We start from the raw sequence: 19,517 nt of genomic DNA, 5'->3' as shown, positions 1-19,517 counted from the left end.
TTTGCGGTTCGAGGATCCTCCCGTATGGCGGCCCGCGCGTCTGGCCAAAAAGGGGGTGGGGAGGAGTAGGCCCCCCCCCCCCCCGGGGGGGGGGGGGGACCCCCCCCCCCCCCCCCCCCCCCCCCGAGGCCCCTCGGGGATGAGGGCTCGTACCGGCCGTCCGGCGAACGGGGTGTGGCCGGTACCGGCGGGGCGTCAGGGCGCGGCGTCGAACCAGAGCCTGCGGATCACCCTGCGGCCGTTGAACGGCCGACGGCGGTGCAGCATGGTCCAGTTGTCGACCAGCAGCACCTCGCCCGGCGCCGGCTCGCCCACCGTGATCGCCCGGGCGGCCGCCGCCTCGACGGCCCGATGCGCCGCCTCGACGGCGGCGGTGTCGTCGACCGCGATCATCCGGTCGCGCCGGTAGCGCAGCAATGGGCCCTGTCCACCGGGCGCGTGGTCGAGGATCGGATCGACCTGAACGCCCTCGACGGTGAGATAGGAGGCCCGTGCGGCGAGCGGTTCCGGGTCGATGTGCTCGACGGGCAGCAGATCGAGCCCGCCTCCGCTGTGTGCCTCCAGAATGACGATGGCCATCCAGCGGGGCGGCACGGGCAGGAACGCCGCGTCGGTGTGGAACCAGAAATCGCCCTGCTCCGCGACGAGTTCTATGGAGGTGTCGCCGGGCATGCCGATGGTGACGTCGCGGATCAGCCGCGCCCTGCCGTCGGTGAGTTCCTGTATCCGGTGCAGCAGAGTGCCGGAGGAGCCGTCGGAGGTGAACCGCACGGCGCGGGGCGGATCGCCCGGCCGCTCGGTGCCCTCGGTCGGCCACAGGCGGAGGCCGTCGGTTCCCCCGTGCGCCCCTCTCATTTGGTGTGCCCCAGCTTCATGTAGTACATGGCGTCGGCGTCGCTCGCCACCTCGTCCAGACCCAGCAACGAGGCGGCGCGGCTCTCGGCGATGGCCGGGGTGAGCCATCCCGCGAGCCCGAGCTGGTACCCCGCCTGCAACACCTCCTGGGCGAACTCACCCATCTGGATCAACAGGTTGAGGTAGGCGCGCGAATGGCGGTACAGCCACTGGTAGCGGTCCCACTGCACGGTGACGAAGAGGCTGAAACCACCGCCGCCGATCCAGTTCTGCCCCTGGATCGTGGCCGCGACCTCCTCGTCGGTCGGCTCCCCGCCCGTGGCCAGCAGGGTGTTGCGGACGGCGTCGTACTGGTACACGCCGCGCGGCACGCCCTCGACCTCCTGCACCACCACGTAGACGTGCAGCCAGGTGTAGAAGGAGTTGAGCAGGAAGTACGGGTCGCCCGAGGCCTTGGACTCCTCGGCCATCCGGACGTTGGCAGTGGCGTGGTGCAGCACGGCACCGAGCGTCCCGGCGCCGACGGGCGTGTCCGCGAACTTGCGGACGCTGCGGCGCCCGAGCATGGAGTCCAGGCTGTAGGTGATCGGCTCGGCCGGTGTCGGCAGCGCGATCTCGTGGACCGGGTCGATCCGGAAGCGCTCCGGATAGCCCTGGGCCGACTGGAATCCGGCGATCTGGCCGCGCCGGAAGTCGGACAGCGCGGTCAGCTTCTCACCGCGGCCGACGGGCTCCACGTAGGGCAGGTCCTGCTGGGAGTAGTGCAGATAGGCGGCGCGCGACCAGCGGTGCTCCTCCCAGCGGAACATGTCCTCGGTGGTGCCGGCGTTCGCGTCGACCAGCAGCCCTGCCGCCAGGGCCTGTGCCCGTTCGGCCGAGTCGAAGCCGGCGGCCGCCGCCTCGGAATCGGTACGCGCTTCGAGGTGGAAGTGGAGGAGCTCCCAGGCGCGGGCCCCCACGGTCCGCAGCCGTTCGCGGGTCGCGAGACCGAGCGCGCTGAGCTGGTCGCCGCGGCGCTCGTGCGCGAAGAAGAAGGGGGAGGTCACGAGCCGGGCCGGAGCCGGGGCGGTGGTGTCCGTGGTGTTCGTGGGGTGAGGTGTGCTCATACGAGGGTCCCGAGGAAGAGGGGTGTCATCCGTTCGACATCGATGCCGAGCAGCGAGGCGATGCGTTCGTCACTGAACTTCTGGTACGTGTAGCCGCCGACGCCGAGCCGCTGGATCACGGTGCGGTACGCCATCAGGGTGTGGCCGACGTCGATGAACGGCGCGCGGGCCGAACGGGCGTCGCGGTAGCGCCACATGGCCCGTTCCACCAGCGAGGTGAAGACGATCAGTCCGAACGGCTCGGCGTGGAACTTGTCGAAGAGGTCGAAGCTCGCCTCGCGGAAGTCGGCGGAGTGATCCCCGGCCCGCAACAGATCAAGCCGGTGCAGTGCCACGTTGTAGTGGTACACACCCGGCTCCACCCCGCTGCCCGGGAAGAGCGCCACGAACGCCTCGGTGGGATGACGGGCGCCGCCGGACGGCACCGCCTTGCGCAGGAACTCGCCCTGGACCGCGAACGGACGGCGGGTGCGCTCGCCGAAGCAGACGTCCATCAACAGCGACAACCCCTCGGGGCCCCGCCGCTGCTGCGGGGACATCGCGGCGAGCAGGGCGTCGGCGGACTCGCCCTCACCCACCTTGCGCAGCGGCACGGAGCCCTCGGAGGGCAGTGCCAGGGTGATCGGCGGCGGCGCGCTGACCCCGATGTACTCCTCCATCCGCGCGTCGTCCGCGTCGAAGGCACCCTCGGTGTCCATCTGGAGGAAGGGGTAGTCGCGGGTCGAGGCGTGGTAGCGGTACGCCTCGTCCCAGTCGTAGGCCCGCCAGGCCTCAGCGGCGGCGGTCCGTTCCGCGGGGACCAGCACGTCCTCGGCGACCAGGGTCGTCCACAATTCGTCGGCGATCGCGGCCAGGTTCCCCTCGGCCCGCCAGAGCCCGGTGATCACCTCGCGGGTACCGCTGTCCGGGAGCAGGCTGATGGCGTGCGCGACGCGCGGGTCCTTCAGGACGAGGGGGGCCCTCGCCGAGCTGGTCTCGGCCACCATGACGCGCTGGTCACCGGAGAACGCCAGGGGATACACCAGCAGTTGCGGATGCGGTGCGTAGGTCTGTGGTGCGCCCGCCGGCGCTTCGATGGTCACGGTGGTGAAGCACTCCTCGTATGCGATGGGTCCAGGGGCGGGCCGTGCCGCCGCGCCGGTGCGGACACGGCGGCACGGCCCGGGCGGGTCAGCGACCGATGCCGTCCTGGCTGTAGTACTTCGGGTCGTTGCCGTTCTGGATCAGCGCGGCACGCACCACGCTCTCCGGGGCGCGCTCCACCAGGGAAACGCCGTCCTGGCTGTAGTACTTCGGGTCGTTGCCGTTCTGGATCAGGGCGGCGCGCACAACGGTCTGCGGGGCGCGCTCGACCAGGGTCTCTGACATGGGAATTCCCCTTTCGATCGGGACGTCCGGACGGGTGTCCGGACGGTTCACCCACCGCCGGTCGCGGTGGGAGTCTGTGGGGGCCGGGCGGTGAGCCGCGGCCGGGGAGGAGCGGACGGACGGGATCCCGGCGCGTCAGCCGCGCTGCCAGACGCCGTACACGATGCGGTGTTCGTGCTCGGGGCTCCCGCCGTGCGCATGGGTCAGGTCGCGGTGCCAGACCTCGCGGGGGCTGCGGCCCAGCCCGGCCAGCGCGTCGCCCACCAGGGCGCGGGGCGGCAGGTACGCCTCTTCGTAGGTCAGCGGTACCTCGTCGCAGATCCAGCTCAGGGCCAGCGGCCCACCGGGGGTGGTGACGGCGTCGACGGCCGCCAACATGCGGTGGACCACGTCGGGTCCGCTCGCGTAGTGCAGCACTCCGAGCAGCAGGACCGCGTCGAACGGCGGCTCCTGAGCGAGCGAGAGCAGGTCCCCCCGGCGCAACTCGACCGACCCGCCACCGGGCAGCGGTTCGGCGCCGTCTGTCGCCGCGTCAGCGGCGAGCTCGACGTCCGTCCCGAGGACGTGGTGCCCCGAGTGCTCGGCCAGCCAGCGGGCGACCGAACCGCTTCCGCAACCGGCGTCGAGCACACGGGAGCCGGCCGGCAGCGCCGCGACGGGTTCCAGCACGCGGTGCATGTGGGTGTTGAACGGCCGTGGGACGTCCGTGCTGCGCATCGCGCTCAAAATCGCTCCTCCGTCTTCTCCGTCGGGTGGTTGACGAATCCGGCGGGCTGAGGCGGTGGCCGCCCGGTCCGGACGTCGACGAAGCTAGGCGAGGGGGGATCTACAGCTGATCCACGGCGAATTCGACCGCGGCCCGCACCGCGTGCCGGCCCCACCGGCAGCGGGCGGGCCGCGGAGCGCCGACACCACCTGTGACCTGCACGTAGATCGCCTGTAGATCGACGTCGAGCAGGATGTTCCGCAGAACAGGACGTACCCGGCGGCGGCGCGCCCCTCAGTCCGCGCCGGCCGGGCACGACCACGGAAAGGGATGCACGTGATGTTCAGCAGGAATTCGGTGGTCCGGACGGCCGCGGCGGCAGCCGCCTTCGTGGCGCTCAGCGCTACTGCCGCGGGCGCCCTGACCGCCGCCGACGCACCCGCCGGGTACCACGTCCGACAGGGCGAGCGGACCGTGGCGTTCTCGGTGTTGCCGCCCCAGTGGAACAACACCGGTTCGGACTGCAAGGTCTGCGCGGAGAAGTAACGAGCGCGACGCAGGCAGCGGCCGACGCCCCACACCATCGCCCCCGAAGGGCGTGCGGCGCCGACACGCGAGAGGGTCCCGCACCGGTCCGGCCGGTGCGGGACCCTTCCGCGTTCGAGGTGAACCCGGGTGCCTGCTCCCGCAGGCACGGATGATCTCCCGGGTATCGCCCCGGAAGTCGTCGGTGGGTTCCCGTTCCGACGGTGTCCGAGGGAACGGACCCGTCCCGGTTCCCGTCCTGGAGGGTGAGGTACGTGCCCTTCGGGTGCTGGAGCGCGCGCCGCCATGGGGCGGGTTTGTGACGGACCGGTCGCAATCACCTCTCGAACACGCAGTGGACCGCGGTGGCGGGTCGAGCAGCGGGCGCACCATGTGACCATGGGCAGCCCGGTCGCACCTGCCCGAACCGTCGTGGTGCGGCACGGCCCGACCAGCCGTGTCACAGCCCTCGTCGTCATGAGGGCGAGCCATGCTGCCGGTACGGACACGGGGATGGGGAGTGGCATGCAATCGGACCGGTTGCGCTTCGCCGTGCTGGGCGCGATACGCGCCCACCGCGGTGACACGGAGATCCGGCTGGGGCCGCCGCAGCAGCGGGCACTGCTGGCGGCACTGCTGGTACGGAGCGGGCTCACGGTCTCGCTGACGCAGCTGATCGATGCCGTCTGGGGCGAGACGCCGCCGAACAAGGCGGTGACCACCGTCCGTACCTACGCCTGGAGGCTGCGCCGGCTGCTCGAACCGGACCCCGCCGGGCCCGTCGTGCTGGTGTCGGCGGGCAGCGGGTACCGCCTCGTGGTGCCCGACGACGCACTCGATGCCCGGCGGGCCGAGTCCCTCGTCGGTCGGGCGGCCGAAGCCCGACGGGAAGGGCTCCCGGACGAGGCCGCGGCGCTGCTCGACGAGGCACTGGCACTCTGGCAGGGCGAATCCCTGACGGGCGTGCCCGGCCGCTTCGCCGAATCCCAGCGCAACCGGTTGGAGGAACTGCGGCTCGCGGCCGTCGAGGAGCGGTACGACCTGGACGTGCTGCGGGGCAAGCACGCGCGCGCCATTCCCGGACTGACCGAGATCACCGTCGCCCATCCGCTGCGGGAGCGCCCACGCGCTGTGCTCATGCGCGCGCTCTACGCGGCGGGCCGGCAGGCCGAGGCACTCGCGCTGTTCGCCGCATTCCGGCGGCTCCTCGCGGACGAGCAGGGCATCGACCCCGGACCCGAGCTGTCCGCGGTCCACCAGCGGATCCTCGCCGCGGATCCCGCGCTGGTCACCGTGGCCGCGGCCGACGACCGGCCGCGCGAGGAGAGCGGCGGGCGGCCTCCCGGTGCACCGGCCGTCGCGGAGCCGGCACGGCTGCCGATTCCCGCACAGCTGCCTCCGGACATCCCCGACTTCACCGGACGAGCCCGGCAGCTGGCCACGTTGTGCGCACTGCTGACCGACGCGGGCCGCACCGCGCCCGTCGCGCTGGCGGTGACCGGAATGGGCGGCACCGGCAAGACCACGCTCGCACTGCACGTCGCGCACCGTGTCCGGTCGCACTACCCCGACGGACAGCTCCACGCCGACCTGCACGGCGGCGGCCCGGGATCCCCCGAACCGGATCAGGTCCTCGCGGAGTTCCTCATCGCGTTGGGCATCCCGGCGCCTTCCATACCGGACGGCCTCCAGGAGCGCAGCCGCCTGCTGCGGTCGGCCTTGGACGGGCGCAGGGTGCTGCTGGTGCTGGACAACGCGCGTGACGCGGAGCAGGTCCGGCACCTCCTGCCGGGTTCGGCCGGGTGCGCAGTGATCGTGACGAGCCGCTCGCTCCTGGTCGGACTCCCGCTGAACCACCAGCTCACGGTGGACGCCTTTCAGCCGGAGGAATCGCTCACCCTTCTGGACAACGTTGTCGGAAGCGGGCGGACGGCCGCCGAGCGGTCGAGCGCGCTGGACCTGATGGCAGCCTGCGGCCACCTGCCGCTCGCCATCCGGATCGTGGCGACCAGGCTGGCATCGCGTCCCGGCTGGACCCTCGCCGACCTGGCCGCCCGACTCGCCGACGAACGGGCGCGGATCAAGGAGTTGCGGGTGGGGGGCCTGGCGATCGACGCCGCCTTCGAGGTGAGCCACCGCCAGCTGACACTAGATCAGGCGGCGGCGTTCGGCATGCTCGCCGTCGCAGGGCCCGCCGGAATCGGCCTCCCGGCCGCCGCCGCGGTCCTGGGCACCGACGACGCGGACGCGGAGACCCTCGTGGAGTCGCTGGTGGACGCCGTACTGCTGGAGTCACCGGCGCCCGGCCGCTACCGCTACCACGACCTGGTTCGGGTCTTCGCCCTGCAACGGCTGGAGCACCAGGAGGCCGACGCCGCCCTCGACCGACTGCTCGGCTTCCTGCTGGCCACCGCGCGCAACGCCTTCACGCTCGCGGTGCCGGGCGATCCGGTGGGCGAGGCCCTCGGGGTGGCGCGCGGCCCGGAGGGCCTGGCGTTCACCGACGTCGACGGGGCCCGCGCCTGGGCCGCCCGCGAATTCGACGCCGTCATCGCCGCCGTGCAGCGCGCCGTCGAACGTCCCGGCGACGGCGGCGAGCGGCTGCGCGAGGCCGCCAACCTACTGCTGGCGCTCAGCCCGTTCCGCCGACCGGCGACGAACGGCTCGGCGGCCGTGGCGCGCACACTCGCGGCAGCCGCGGAGCGGACCGGAGACATGGCGGCGGTCGCACGGGCCCGGCTGACGTGCAGTACGACCGCCCTGCAGACCGCGCGCCCCGCCGAAGCGGAGGAACACGCCCGCCTGGCCGTCGCCGCGAGCCGCGCCATCGACGACATCACCATCCTGCGGCAGGCGCTCAACGACCTGGGCCTCGCCCTCCAGTTCCAGCGCCGTTTCGACGAGGCCGCCGCCTGCTACGACGAGGCCATCACGCTCGCCCGGCGCCTCGGGCACCGTTCCGGTGAGGCTGCCACGACCCTCAACGCGGCCCTGGCCCGGGTACGCAGCGGCCGGGCCGCCGAGGCGGCGGCGATCTGCGAGTCGGCGCGGGCCACGGCCCGGGAACTGGCCGACAGGGAGGGCGAGTCCTACGCCCTCTACGTGTGGGGGCTGGCCCTGCACGAGCAGCGGCGCCACGCGGACGCCATCTCCCGCTACACGGCCTGCCTGGACATCTGCCGCACGGCAGGACTGAGGCAACGCGAGGCGCATGCCTGGTACCGGCTCGCCGACACCCTGTGCCAGGTCGGCCGGCACGCAGAAGCCGCCCGGCTCGCCGCCGACGCGGTCGAGCGGTGCGAGGAGCTCGGGGCACCGCGCGACAAGGCGCACGCCCTCACGGTCCTCGGCCGGGCCGGGATCGCACTCGGCCGGACCGATGCCGCGCGCGCCCATCTCCACGAGGCACGGTCGGTGTTCATCGCCCTCCAGCTGCCCGACGCGGCCGATGTCGGCTGGATCCTCGACGCCCTGGACGCCCGTGTACCGCTCGGCTGAGCGGCACACGGCCGTACCCGGCAGCGCCTGCCCACGTCCTCCGGACCACCGGGACGCGACCGCGTACCGGCGCCACTCCGGCCGGCGGTGGAGGCGGGTCCAGGACGACCGAGGAGAAGATGTCGGCGGCCTGTCGGGTCAGTAGGTGAGATGTCGGCGCGGGCTGTCAACGTGTGACGAGGTGCTACCGGACGATCCGTCCGGAGCCGCGTTCGAAGAGGAGACCTCTCGTGCACGACGTGGTGATCGTAGGAGCCGGCCCGGTCGGTCTGACCCTGGCCTGTGAACTCGGCCTCGCAGGATGCTCGGTACTGGTGCTCGAACGGGAGCCGGAGCTCGGCTCCCCGTTACGGGCGGCCCCGCTCGGGATGCGGGGCCTGTCCGCCGCGTCCGTGGAGGCGTTCTACCGGCGCGGCCTGCTGGAACCGCTGCTCACGGCGTCCGGCGTCCAAGAAGGGTGGGGGCCGGTCTCCACGGCCGACGCACCGCAGGGACGCCGGATCGGAGGCCACTTCGCGGGGATGCTCCTCGACGCGGCCCGCATCGACCTCGACGCACTGCCCTTCCGGCTGCCCGGCCCGGCGGAGGAGCCGATACGGACGGACCTCGCAGCGGTCGAGACCGTGTTGTCCGAGCGGGCGGCGAAGCTGGGCGTGGAGATCAAGCGGGGCGTCAAGGTCTCGGCCGTCCACCAGGACCGGGAGAGCGTGGTCGTCCGCGCCGACGCGGAAGCGTACGAAGCGCGCCGGCTGGTCGGCTGCGACGGCGGACGCAGTACGGTGCGCAGGCTCACGGGCTTCGAATTCGTCGGCACCGAACCGCAGTTCACCGGATACACGATGCGCGCCCGCCTCGCCGAACCGGAGCAGTTGGGCCACGGGTTCCATCTGACGCCGACGGGCATGTACCTCCGGTTCCCGGCCCACGGACACATCGTCATGATGGACTTCGACGGCGGCGCCTTCGACCGGTCGTCGCCGCCGACCCGCGCACACCTGCAAGAGGTGCTGCGCCGGGTGTCCGGCACCGACGTGACCATCACCGAGGTCGACATCGCCTCTTCGTTCACCGACCGGGCGATGCAGGTGACGACCTACCGGCGGGGCCGCGTCCTGCTCGCGGGCGACGCGGCCCACATCCACTCGCCCCTCGGCGGGCAGGGCCTGAACACCGGCATCGGCGACGCGGTGAACCTGGGATGGAAGCTCGCCGCGACCGTGCACGGCCACGCACCGGACGGACTCCTGGACACCTACGACGCCGAACGCCATCCGGTCGGCGCCGCGGTCCTGGACTGGTCTCGCGCCCAGGTGGCGATCATGCGGCCGGACCCGTACTCCCCGGCCATCCAGGCAGTGGTGCGCGACCTCATCGGAACCCGGGACGGTGCGACCTACGTGTACGAGAAGTTGTCGGGGGCGTGGATCCGCCACGACCTCGGCAGCGAGCACCCGATGGTCGGCCTCAGCGCCCCGGACTACGCCCTGGAGGACGGGACCCGGCTCGGGGACCTCATGGCGGACGGGCGCGGGCTGGTGCTCGACTTCAGCGCCGAGCGCCCCCTGCGGGCCCCCGCGGCGGCCTGGGCGGGCCGGCTCCGGTACGTGGCCGGGGCGGTGGAGAACGACCTCGGGGCGGGTGCCGTGCTGGTGCGTCCGGACGGCGTCGTCGCCTGGGCGGGGGACGGGCGGTCCGATCGCGCGGCCTTCGAGCGGGCCGCCCGCCGCTGGTGGGGTGCTCCTACCACGGCCGGCGTGCCGTCCGAGGCCCACCCGGCGGACGCCCCCTCGCACCAGGGCGCCGTCACCCGACCCTGAGCCCGGCCGGGCGGGGCACCCCGGCGGGGCCCGGCACGATCCCAGGTGACGGCCCGGGAATCACCCCGCCCCGCAGGGGTCGGCCGCCGTCCGGACCGCGGCCGACGGGTCCGCGGACGCCCTCCACCTGCCGTGTCAGTCGAACAGGTTCTCCCGGTCGGCCAGTTCGTGGTCGATGAGCTCCTGAACGGCACTGCGCGTGCTCTCCGTGAGCATGCGCGCCGCGTCACGGCGGGCGGCCAGGCCCTCGGGCCTGACCGGAGGCCGGATGGGCTCCCCGACGCTGATGGTCCAGTTGGACGGCAACGGGAACGGCGTGGTGACCGGGAAGTACGGCACGCCGAGGAGCCTGGCGAGGGTCGGGACCTCACCGAGCTTGGGCGACGCCTCCTCGGCGCCCACGATCCCGATCGGTACCACGGGCGCCCCCGCCCGGATGGCGGCGACCGCGAAGCCCGGACTGAACGGACGCAGGCGGTACCGCTCGGTGAACGGCTTCTCCAGACCCGCGATGCCCTCCGGGTACACCCCGACGAGCTTGCCCGCGTTGAGGTGGTCGACGCCGGCCGTCGGGCCGATCGGGAGGGCACCGTTGCGGCGCGCGTGGCGCCCCAGAATGGGGGTGCGGAAGACGAACGGCGCCGCCAGGAAGCGCACGCGCCGGTCGAGCGCCCTGCCGAGGACCTTGTCGAGCACGAACGCGTCCAGGCCCCAGGCCCCGGAGTGGTTGACCGCGATCACCGCCGGGCCGTCGACGGGGATGTTCTCCAGACCGAGAGCGACCACCCGGAAGTAGTCGTCGACGAGCCAGTCGAGGAGACGGTCCCACGCCACCCCGCCCGCTTCTCCGAGCAGGCGCCTGGCTGAACCGAGTTCGGCCTGGGTCGCCCTGATCATCTCGGCCACGCTGTCCCTCACGTAGGATCTCGCTCTCGCATCGCTGGTCGTCGACGAGGTGTCGACGGGACGGTTTCCAGCCCGTTCAACGTCCCTACGGACTGTTGATCACGGCCGGTCGGTACGGACGGCGCCCGGTCGTTCGTTCGACGGCGCGAGGGCCCGGCGGGAGCGTGCGGCGGAGGTCAGTCCGACAGGTGCCGCGCGGTGCGCCGGACGTCGGCGGCGGCGGTCGCGCACCGCTCGGCGTGCGCGAGGATGACCATCCGCAATCGCTCCCCTGTTTCGCTTCCGTTCCAGCCGGGATCGGCCGCGCAGGCCGCGAGGCGTTCCGCCTGCCGGTCCAGGCGGTCCGCGCCCGCCCTGCCCCGCGCCCCGTGGGCGGCCAGTCGTCCCGTGCCCGCGGAGGGGACGGTGGGGTCGTCGGAGGCGGTGAGGGCGACGACCACGGTGTCGGGGTCGAGGGTGTCCGGCAGTACGTTCGGGGCGACGCGCGGGGCGAGCAGGGCGGGGCGCATCCCGTCGGTGGCGACGCGCAGGACTTCCCGGCCCACGAGGGCCGCGAAGTCGGCGGCGGTGCAGGCACCGGACGGGTTTCCGCACAGGGCCCACGACGGAGCGGCGGAGCCCGCGCCCCGGGCCCCTCGCTCCAGCAGGTCCGGTCGGAGGAGGATCTCGTCACCCGGGATGAGGACCGCATCCCCCGTGTCGAACGGAGCGCGCACCGGGTACACCACCGCGGACAGCGGAGGGTAGTGCTCCAGGGCGAGACCGCAGGCGTCCTCCACCGAGGTGCCGGTACCCGTGCCCGTGCCGGGAGTCCGGAGGTGGGTGCCGACGGTGGTGGTGGTTGTGGTGGTGGCGTGCAGGGCCAGGGCCTGGAGGGCCGAGACGACCGTGGCCGTCGACACCAGGTCCAGCAGGTGCGCGATCGCCAGGTCCGGGTGCGGCGTGTGCGGCCCGCCCCGCACCAGCCGGACGGCAAGGGCATCCGGGGCGGTGTCCGCCGGGTACCGGGCGAGCCGCCGTCGCACGGCTGCCGCCCGCTCCTCGTACCCACGGCTTCCGGCGGCTCGCGCCGCCGCCGTGACGATCTCGCTCAGCAGGGTGTCGTCGCTCGCACCGGGCCCCAGCACGATGCTGCGGCTGAGCCGCAGCATGCCCGTCCGCCAATGCTCCCGGTCCACGACGCCGTCCTCGCCCCGGGCGCCCAGTACGGGCAGGAGGTGCTCGGTCACCAGGGCGGTCAGCCGGTCGTGTTCGGCCTCCGTCAGCACGTCCCAGGGCTCCGCCGGGACGACGTGCGGCGACAGGCCGCACCGGCTTCCGTCGGCGTCCAACCGGGACGCGGCGCCCAGCGCACCCGCAGCGTCGGCACCGCCCAGCAGCCGCTCGGCGCGGGCGCGGGTCATCGGCACGACGAAGGTTCCGAACGGCGTGCGCAGACGTGCCGGCCCATCGGACGGACCGCCTCGCAGGTGCGTCATCAGCCTGCGCGTGAGACCCTCGCGGGTCAGCGCGTCCAGACGCAGGGTGCGCGCGGGAAGGTCCGCCCAGGGGACGCGGCGGGCCGCCCATGCGGCGCTGAACAGGAGGCTCTCCACGGGATGGGCCGCCCGGGGCCGCACGGTCTTCGTGACCTCGTCCTCGGCACAGGTCATCGGTCGCTCTCCCTCACGGTCGCTCATGCAGTGATCACTTGCGTTTCTCCGGCGCTGCTCGCGCCCCTGTGCGTTCACTTGTCGCGGAGCATGTACGGCTGGTTGTCGACGACTTCGCCGTCGTAGGCCGAGATCAGTTCGTTCACCCGGTCCCGGTGGTGCGCCATCTCGCCGCGCAGGGTGTCCGAGTAGGCCTGCGGGGCGTGCGAGAGCGGGTAGTCGTAGGACTCGTCCAGCCAGCTCAGCTCGACCCAGTCGGCGGGAACGTCGTGGGGGGAGGCGGGCCCCCGCCCGTCCAGCATGGGAATCACGTCGTGTTCGTTGATCAGGCTGATCACCTGTGTCGTGTGGTCGGCCGGGCGCTTGTTGTCGATGGGGGAGCCGAGCGTGATCACGTGCGTGATCCGGTAGGTGGCCGCGAGGTCCACGTCCATCGCCAGGTTCATCGCCGTCAACCCGCCCAGGCTGTGTCCGACGAACATCACTTCCGAGCCCGCCGGCACCCCCGCGCGTCGCAACAGCTTCCGGGCGGCGCGCGTGTAGGTCGTGTCGGAGCGCAGGCACCCGTCGAAGGCCCCCACCAGATCCTGCGGGGTGCTGTTGCTCGGCAGCCCGAAGCTCGTCCCGGGCAGCAGCAGCACGTACCGGACGAGCCCGTCGACGCACTCGACGCGGCGCAGCAGCGCCAACCCGTGATTGCCGAGCGTCCCGATGTCGTTGACGTAGCTGACGATGTCGTTGCGGGACGTCCTGAGGACCTTGGTCAGGATCGAGTCGGGCTCGATCCTCTCCGCACGTCCGGGCCCGGGGTTGAGGTGCCGCAGGACCGAACTCGGCAATCCGAGGAAGGGGTCCGTGGTCGGCACGCCCCCGGCGAGGGTCACCCAGGAGAAACTGTCGTTGACCGGGTTCTCGTCGAGCAGTCCCAGCAGAGCCAACAACTCCATGATCACGGGGCTGACCGTGGTCAGTGCCCGGGTCAGTCCCAGCCGCTCCACGAGCGCGTGAAACGCCTTGAGCGCCTCCCAACGGTTCCCTCGGACCATGGCGTCGATGAGCCGCCTCGCGGGTCCGGAGTCGAGGTTCGGGTGCTGCGCCGCCGCCGCCTCGATCCTCAGCGCGAAGGCGTCCACGGCCATGGCGACGGCGGCCGGCCGGCGGTGGGTCACGTTCCCGACGGTCCGGGCCAGTTCCCCGAGCACGCCACCGTTCGGCGCGAAGCCGAGCCCCGAGGGGTTGGTCAACGCCTTGACGCAGGCGACGGCCGAACCCAGGGCCCGGAGGGGCCCGCGCAGCGCCGCCGTCGCGAACCCTCGGCTGCTCAGGGTGTCCGTCAGCTCGGCGCCCGTTCGCTTCGCGACCATGGCGGCCTCCGCCAGCAGAACGGAGGCGGCGATCAGGAGTTCCGGGGCGGGACCACTGCCAGCCGCCGGTCCGACGGGCCCGGCCGCCGCCGCGCCACACGCGGCGGTGACCGGGCCGGCCTGTTCCGGAATGGGCTGAGTTGCTTCATCGATCACCTGATGAGGCGTCATGGTCTGCCCTCTCATCGCTGCGTGTCCGTGTCACCTGGCTGCTTCCGCCAGGCATCCTCACATTCGAGGTGATCCACTTCACACGCGCGCGAGGCGGCCGGAACGCCGGCACCGGGCTCCCACCAGCCCCACCAGCCCCACGCCGCGCCCCCCGCCCCGCTTCTCGGCCTTCCGCGGGGATCTTGTCCAGGGGGGATGAGGGCGGAGCCACCGTGTTGACGTCCGCCGCCTGGAGCCCCTCCCCGACCCCGATCGGTAGCGGCGCACGGGGTCCCGGAAGGCGCGCAGCCTTTCCGCGGGCTGCTGTGAGCCGTCGGACGCCCTGATTCCGCGATTCTCCTGCGACCATCCCGTCATGAACATCAGCGAGTCGACCAGCCGAAGCCCGGTGCTGGTCGTCGGCGGCACGGGAATGCTGTCCGGCCTCGTGGGCGCGCTGGTCCGGGAAGGCCTCACCACGGTGGTCGTGTCCCGCACGCCACCCGGGGCGGACACCTTCGAGAATCACGGCAAGGCCGACGGACTCCTGATACCTGTCAGCGCGGACTACACCGAGCCCCGCCGGTTCGCCGACGCGCTGCGCGATGCCGCCGCGCGTACAGGGCCGTTCCGGCAGGCCGTGCTGTGGGTGCACGCCGAGGGGCGACCGCACACGTACGCAGCCGTCGCCGACACGCTTGCCGATGACGCGCTGGTGGTCGAGGTCCTCGGGAGCGGGGCCGCGGCGCCCACAGCACCCAGCCCCCGACCGCACGAGGCCTTGAGCAGTGCGCGCCACCGCAGCGTCGTGCTCGGATTCACCGGTGACGCGCCGAATACCCGCTGGCTCGACCACGAGGAGATCAGTGGAGGAGTGCTGGCCGCGCTCAGGGCGCGAGGCGATGGCGAACTCCATGTGGTCGGGCGGGTCCGGCCGTGGGAGGACCGTCCATGAGGTGTCGATTCCCGTGCGGGAGGTGGTCCGCCGGACGCCGCGTGACGTGACGCGAAGGGGGGATGCGACAGCACGGGGAGACCATCACCGCGCGATGGCGGGCACGCGCAGACAGCCCGGACAGGTTTCGCTGCCGGAGACCTGGAGCCGGGCCCCGTTCGGCAGATGACATCGGTGACATCGCATGAAGTGACTGTCAGGCCGGCTGATGTGCTGCCGGAGTGGTGGTGGAGGTGCGGGAGTGCCTCGACGCCATCGCCGCCCAGCTCAACGGCGCCCACCCAGAGCGCTCGACGGACAACGTCAGCCGAGCGCATGCACAGAGTCCGCGCGGCCTGATCGAGCCGGCCACGTGTTGCGACGCCCCCGGAAACCGCCATCCAGGATGGCGGGCCCTCCTGCGTACGGGAGAGGACCGCTCCCGGTGCGTCTCCTGTCCGCCGCCGCGGCACCGGCCGCATCGGCACAGATGGCAGAGGTGGGCGGCGGCGCCGAGGGAGGCGGCCCGGACCACTCGGAGGATCGGGAGCCCTGATTCCATCGGCGCGGGTGACGTCGTAGGCATCGATGCGAACCGGGCGGGCCGCCGGCACGTCTTCGATCATGCTCGGGCGAAGGACCGTTTGTGAGAATTCGACGTCGCGAGTTCACGAGCTTGAGTCTCCAGCAGGGGGAGACCTGAGGGTGGGGGACATGAACGGCCGCACGCTCTACTCGATCGGCGAACTGGCCCGACGGGCCGGTAGCACGGTCAAGACCGTCCGGTTCTACTCCGACTCCGGACTCCTACCGCCCGCCGACCGCAGCCCGGCCGGCTACCGCCTCTACGACCACGACGCCGTCACACGCCTGGAACTCGTCCGAACCCTGCGCGATTTGGGACTGGACCTCGTGGCCATCCGGAAGGTCATCGACCGGGAACTCGTCCTGTCGGAGGTCGCCGCGGCGCATGCCGACGCGTTGGACGTGCAGATCCGCATCCTGCGGCTGCGGCGCGCGGTGCTGACCGCGGTGGCGAACCGCGGGGCCACCCCTGAGGAGACTCACCTGATGCACGCACTGGCCAAACTGTCCGAAGCCGAACGCCAACAACTGGTCGCCGGCTTCCTCGACGCCGCGTTCGGTGGCGTGGGAACCAGCTCCACGGTCGCGGGAATCACGCGCTCGATGACTCCGGAACTGCCGGACAACCCCGATGCGGAGCAGGTCCAGGCATGGGTGGAACTGGCCGAGCTGTCGCAGGACCCGGACTTCCGCACCCTGCTACGAGACCTGGCGCAGGAGCTGACAGTCGGATACGTCCCGGGCCGTCCACCCTCACCGCACGACGACCTGGCCGCGATCGTCCGTGACAGGATCACGCCCGCCGTGGCAGCGGGTGTCGAACCGGCCTCGCCCCAGGCCGATCCGGTCGTCGCGGCTCTCATGACCCGCTGCGCACATCTCCTCGACCCCGGTGACGATGCCACCTCGCGGGGGCAACTCCTCGCCAGGCTGGAACGGATGAACGACCCCCGGAGGGAGCGGTACTCCTCGCTGCTCGCGGTGATCAACGGCTGGCCGGGGCCGGAGAGCCTGCGGCCGGTACTCGACTGGGCGGTGCACGCTCTGCGGGCTCGGACACGGAAGTGACGGGACGACCGCGGGGCGGCGAGGACCAGCCGGCGCCGGGGACGGAACAAGCCCTGCCGCACATGATCCGGGCAGTGAACCCTCCCGTCGCACCCCGGGCTGCCGCGAACGAGCCCTCGTAGGGAAAGCGAAGAGGACGGACCGGGATGGGCCGGGGATCAGGAACAGGGCTGGGCGGCAGGCGACCGGTCCCGGGCGCGCGGCTTACCCTGCCTTCCACGGAACTGGATGCCGAACTGAACGCTCTGGCAGCTCAGCAGGACCTGCCCGTTGACCTGGTGCGGCGCCTGCTCCGGCACCCGGGGGCTCGGCGCTCGGTGGCGTTGCTGCGTCGGGATCTGACGGATGAACTGATGGCGGAGATCATCGATCTCGGCTCCGTACGGACTCTCGCCGCGAATTCCTCCGTGCCTTCTCGGATCAGGGCCCGCTTCGCGGAGCATCCGGAGCCGGCCGTTCGGTGTGCGGTCGCGGCGAGCGTCAGGGACGAGCCCCCGGGGCTGCTGGCGCGTCTGGCGGCCGACCCGGACCCTTCTGTGCGGTCGTTCCTTGCGATGAACGAGCATCTGTCGGCCGAGTTGCTGGCCCTCCTGGCCGCGGACCCGGAGGCCGGCGTGCGATCGTCGGTCATCCAGCGCCGGCGCGATGCTCCCGACGACGTCCGCCGAATGCTGCTGACCGATGCCGACCCGGGCATCCGCAACGGCAGCGTCCGGGCATTCGTCCCTCCCGCGGACCTCTTGCCCGGACTGCTGGCAGATCCGGCGACCCGTGCCGCCGCGGTCGCCCACGCCGTACCGACGTCCGAACTGGCGGCCGACCCGGATTCCGAGGTCCGGGAGGCCGTCGCCGCACATCCGGACCTGCCGCCAACTCTGCGTGATCTGCTGGCAACGGACCAGGACATCTTCGTCAGGAACGCCATCGCGGTTCGGGCAGACACCCCGTCGGCGCTGCGCGAACAGGTCGTGGGGATGCTGTCGTTCAGTCGCAGTACCCACACATGCCCTCCAGCCGCGCCGGCCCCGCCCCATCTCACACGACAACAGGCGGAGTCCTTGCTCGCTCGGGCAGGACTGTAGGGAGGGGATCCTCTCGTCGAGCGGCCCGAGCCTGGACGGCCACGGATGTTGACCGCGTGCTTCGAATTGCGCGGCCTCGGGTGGTGATGTGCCGCGTCACACACCGGCGTCGGGGGCCGGTACCGTCGGCCGGATGGTGCGCAACAGCGGCGGGGTTCCGGGCGAGCCCGCCGAGGAACAGGCCGTCCGGACCGGGCAGCCACCGCAGCCCACCGGCGGGCAGCCGCCGGTGACCGCTTCCCGGGTGAGTACGCCCCGCCCGACCCAGTAGTCGATCATCGAGGCCGCCTCGTCGGGCGCGACACCCACGCGGGCCGCCAGGTCGGAGATCCGGGAGGTGCCCTGGGCCCGGTGGACCTCCACCAGGATCCGCCGCAACGGACTCACGACCGGGCCCGCCCGGCCGTTCTCCCCCGTGCGGGGGAGACGGATCATCATGCGGTCTGATGTTGTGGGCGGAGCGGTGCGAGAGATTCGCATCATGACGATGACGATGACGATGACGACGACGGCGCCCGCTCCGCCCGCATCCCGCGGGCCGCGAGTTCGGGTCCGGATCCCGGCGTCCCGGCCGGCAAAGCCCTCTTCGGCGCCTCCTACGCCCCCTCCTGTGGCGGGGTCCGCTCCTGGCAGCGGTGACCCGGTCCCACCACCGACGGCGCAAGGCGCGTCCGTGATGATGATCGAATGTGGCATCGGCCCCCGATGGTGCGGGGTGGAACGATGATGGTCCTGGGGCTCAAGGGGGTTTCGAATGGCCGGAGTTGTGGATCTGATCTGCTATCCCGTCAAAGGGTGCGCGGGCACGTCGATGCGTGATGTGCTCCTGACACCGGCGGGTCTCGCACACGACCGCAGCTTCATGGTCATCAGTGAGGAGGGAGTCTTCCGCACACAACGGCGTCACCCCCGCCTCGCGCTGATCCGACCCATCATCAGCGCCGACGGCGCCCGGCTCACACTCCACTCGGCCGACAGCACGGCCGATCACGGCACCGTTCGCCTCGACGTGACGACGTCCGCGCCGCGTCGGGACGTCGATCTGTTCGGCACCGCCTTCCACGGGATCGACCAGGGTGACGAGGTCGCCGACTGGCTCTCGCAGGTTCTCGACACCCCCAGCCGTCTGGTCCGCGTACCGCCGGAGCACGACCGGATCGCCGATGGCCTCACCCCCGGCCCGTCCGGCTATGCCGACAGCAGTGCGGTGCACCTGCTGTCCCGGGCGTCCCTCGCCCTGCTCAACCGGCGGATGGCCGAGCGAGGCGCTCCACCCTTGTCGATGAACCGATTCCGCCCGAACATCGTCGTCGACAGCCACGACGATCACGACGATCACAACAGCCGCGACGATCACGACGGCTACGACGGTTACGACGACGGAACCGGCTGCGACTGGGCAGCCCTACCGCACGCCGAGGACCGCGCACGCCGCATCACCATCGGCGGCGCCGAGTTGGGCTTCGCCAAGCTCGCGGTGCGCTGTGCCGTCACATTGGTTGAGCCGGAGGTCGGCGTGAGGCAGGGACTGGAGCCCCTGCGGACGCTCGCAAGCTACCGGCGAGCGACGAGCGGTGGCGTGGTCTTCGGAACGAAATTCTCCGTGATCACGCCGGGGAAGCTGTCGGTCGGCGACGAGGTGGCCGTCAAGGAGTGGGGTGACGCCGAACGGTGAGGCACACGACGACGGCGATGGTGACGGCGACGGTGACGTCATGCCGGCAGTGAGGCGTCGCCTCCGACCATCAGGTCTGCTCCCCGTCGGCGTCCGCCGTGTCCCTGGTCTTCGCCGGGCCGTGTCGGTCGATGTCCTCGGGGATGTCCGCCGTCTTGGCACAGGTCGTGATGAACAGGTGCCGGTGACGATCCAGGGCGGCACGCACCGGAGGCCGGCGGAGTCC

At 72.1% G+C, this 19,517-nt stretch carries 17 protein-coding genes; 7 read left to right on the top strand and 10 right to left on the bottom strand.

Features of this window, described 5'->3' with window-relative positions; translation table 11 throughout:
• Window positions 1-195: 195 nt before the first annotated feature.
• From ACZ58N_RS37490 to ACZ58N_RS37470, 5 genes are all read right to left on the bottom strand, one after another.
• Window positions 196-855 carry a TauD/TfdA family dioxygenase gene (locus tag ACZ58N_RS37490; protein ID WP_471169683.1) on the bottom strand — a complete coding sequence of 220 codons (660 nt, stop codon included), beginning with the start codon at window positions 853-855 and terminating at the stop codon, window positions 196-198.
• The gene (locus ACZ58N_RS37485; RefSeq protein WP_471169680.1) at window positions 852-1,961 is read right to left on the bottom strand and encodes a nitroreductase family protein; all 1,110 of its coding nucleotides are present in this window, start codon (window positions 1,959-1,961) and stop codon (window positions 852-854) included. The genes ACZ58N_RS37490 and ACZ58N_RS37485 overlap by 4 nt, the downstream gene beginning before the upstream one ends.
• A complete protein-coding gene (locus ACZ58N_RS37480) occupies window positions 1,958-3,043 on the bottom strand; it encodes a SagB/ThcOx family dehydrogenase (RefSeq protein WP_471169677.1) in 1,086 nt (361 codons plus the stop codon). Before ACZ58N_RS37480 ends, ACZ58N_RS37485 begins: the two co-directional genes overlap by 4 nt.
• 88 nt (window positions 3,044-3,131) lie before the next feature.
• A complete protein-coding gene (locus tag ACZ58N_RS37475; RefSeq protein WP_030871150.1) occupies window positions 3,132-3,329 on the bottom strand; it encodes a hypothetical protein in 198 nt (65 codons plus the stop codon).
• Window positions 3,330-3,464: 135 nt separating this feature from the next.
• Entirely contained in the window at window positions 3,465-4,046 is a 582-nt protein-coding gene (locus ACZ58N_RS37470; RefSeq protein WP_471169674.1) for a class I SAM-dependent methyltransferase, read from the bottom strand.
• Between the two features lie 328 nt (window positions 4,047-4,374).
• Here ACZ58N_RS37470 and ACZ58N_RS37465 point away from each other — a divergent pair, with 328 nt between their 5' ends.
• The 3 genes from ACZ58N_RS37465 (at window position 4,375) to ACZ58N_RS37455 (ending at window position 9,875) form a co-directional block, all read left to right on the top strand.
• Complete coding sequence (locus ACZ58N_RS37465; protein ID WP_471169671.1) at window positions 4,375-4,581, top strand: hypothetical protein; 207 nt, start codon at window positions 4,375-4,377, stop codon at window positions 4,579-4,581.
• 504 nt (window positions 4,582-5,085) lie between these two features.
• Window positions 5,086-8,058, top strand: coding sequence for an AfsR/SARP family transcriptional regulator (locus ACZ58N_RS37460; RefSeq protein WP_471169668.1), 2,973 nt, complete (start codon window positions 5,086-5,088; stop codon window positions 8,056-8,058).
• 230 nt (window positions 8,059-8,288) lie between these two features.
• Complete coding sequence (locus ACZ58N_RS37455) at window positions 8,289-9,875, top strand: FAD-dependent oxidoreductase (RefSeq protein ID WP_471169665.1); 1,587 nt, start codon at window positions 8,289-8,291, stop codon at window positions 9,873-9,875.
• A 135-nt stretch (window positions 9,876-10,010) separates the two neighbouring features.
• Here ACZ58N_RS37455 and ACZ58N_RS37450 read toward each other — a convergent pair whose 3' ends face one another.
• The 3 genes from ACZ58N_RS37450 to ACZ58N_RS37440 all read right to left on the bottom strand — a co-directional run bounded on the left by ACZ58N_RS37450 (window position 10,011) and on the right by ACZ58N_RS37440 (window position 13,968).
• The gene (locus ACZ58N_RS37450) at window positions 10,011-10,793 is read right to left on the bottom strand and encodes a lysophospholipid acyltransferase family protein (RefSeq protein WP_471169662.1); all 783 of its coding nucleotides are present in this window, start codon (window positions 10,791-10,793) and stop codon (window positions 10,011-10,013) included.
• 164 nt (window positions 10,794-10,957) lie between these two features.
• Entirely contained in the window at window positions 10,958-12,433 is a 1,476-nt protein-coding gene (locus tag ACZ58N_RS37445) for a hypothetical protein (protein WP_471169659.1), read from the bottom strand.
• A gap of 74 nt (window positions 12,434-12,507) precedes the next feature.
• Complete coding sequence (locus ACZ58N_RS37440) at window positions 12,508-13,968, bottom strand: lipase family protein (protein WP_471169656.1); 1,461 nt, start codon at window positions 13,966-13,968, stop codon at window positions 12,508-12,510.
• Between the two features lie 355 nt (window positions 13,969-14,323).
• Here ACZ58N_RS37440 and ACZ58N_RS37435 point away from each other — a divergent pair, with 355 nt between their 5' ends.
• From ACZ58N_RS37435 to ACZ58N_RS37425, 3 genes are all read left to right on the top strand, one after another.
• Complete coding sequence (locus tag ACZ58N_RS37435) at window positions 14,324-14,902, top strand: Rossmann-fold NAD(P)-binding domain-containing protein (protein WP_471169653.1); 579 nt, start codon at window positions 14,324-14,326, stop codon at window positions 14,900-14,902.
• A 693-nt stretch (window positions 14,903-15,595) separates the two neighbouring features.
• Entirely contained in the window at window positions 15,596-16,534 is a 939-nt protein-coding gene (locus ACZ58N_RS37430) for a MerR family transcriptional regulator (RefSeq protein WP_471169651.1), read from the top strand.
• 353 nt (window positions 16,535-16,887) lie between these two features.
• Window positions 16,888-17,616, top strand: a complete 729-nt coding sequence (locus tag ACZ58N_RS37425; protein ID WP_471169648.1) for a hypothetical protein — start codon at window positions 16,888-16,890, stop codon at window positions 17,614-17,616.
• Between the two features lie 96 nt (window positions 17,617-17,712).
• Here ACZ58N_RS37425 and ACZ58N_RS37420 read toward each other — a convergent pair whose 3' ends face one another.
• The gene (locus ACZ58N_RS37420) at window positions 17,713-18,054 is read right to left on the bottom strand and encodes a FeoC-like transcriptional regulator (protein WP_471169645.1); all 342 of its coding nucleotides are present in this window, start codon (window positions 18,052-18,054) and stop codon (window positions 17,713-17,715) included.
• 316 nt (window positions 18,055-18,370) lie between these two features.
• On the opposite strand from ACZ58N_RS37420, the gene ACZ58N_RS37415 reads away from it, so the two are divergent.
• The gene (locus ACZ58N_RS37415) at window positions 18,371-19,291 is read left to right on the top strand and encodes an MOSC domain-containing protein (protein ID WP_471169643.1); all 921 of its coding nucleotides are present in this window, start codon (window positions 18,371-18,373) and stop codon (window positions 19,289-19,291) included.
• Window positions 19,292-19,361: 70 nt separating this feature from the next.
• Here the strand turns inward: ACZ58N_RS37415 and ACZ58N_RS37410 are convergent, their stop codons facing one another.
• Entirely contained in the window at window positions 19,362-19,499 is a 138-nt protein-coding gene (locus tag ACZ58N_RS37410; protein WP_471169640.1) for a hypothetical protein, read from the bottom strand.
• Window positions 19,500-19,517: the final 18 nt, after the last annotated feature.

The organism is Streptomyces sp. NPDC040432, from assembly GCF_055595445.1.
The sequence above is the reverse complement of the archived record's forward strand: the minus strand, read 5'-3'. Positions and strand labels throughout refer to the sequence as shown.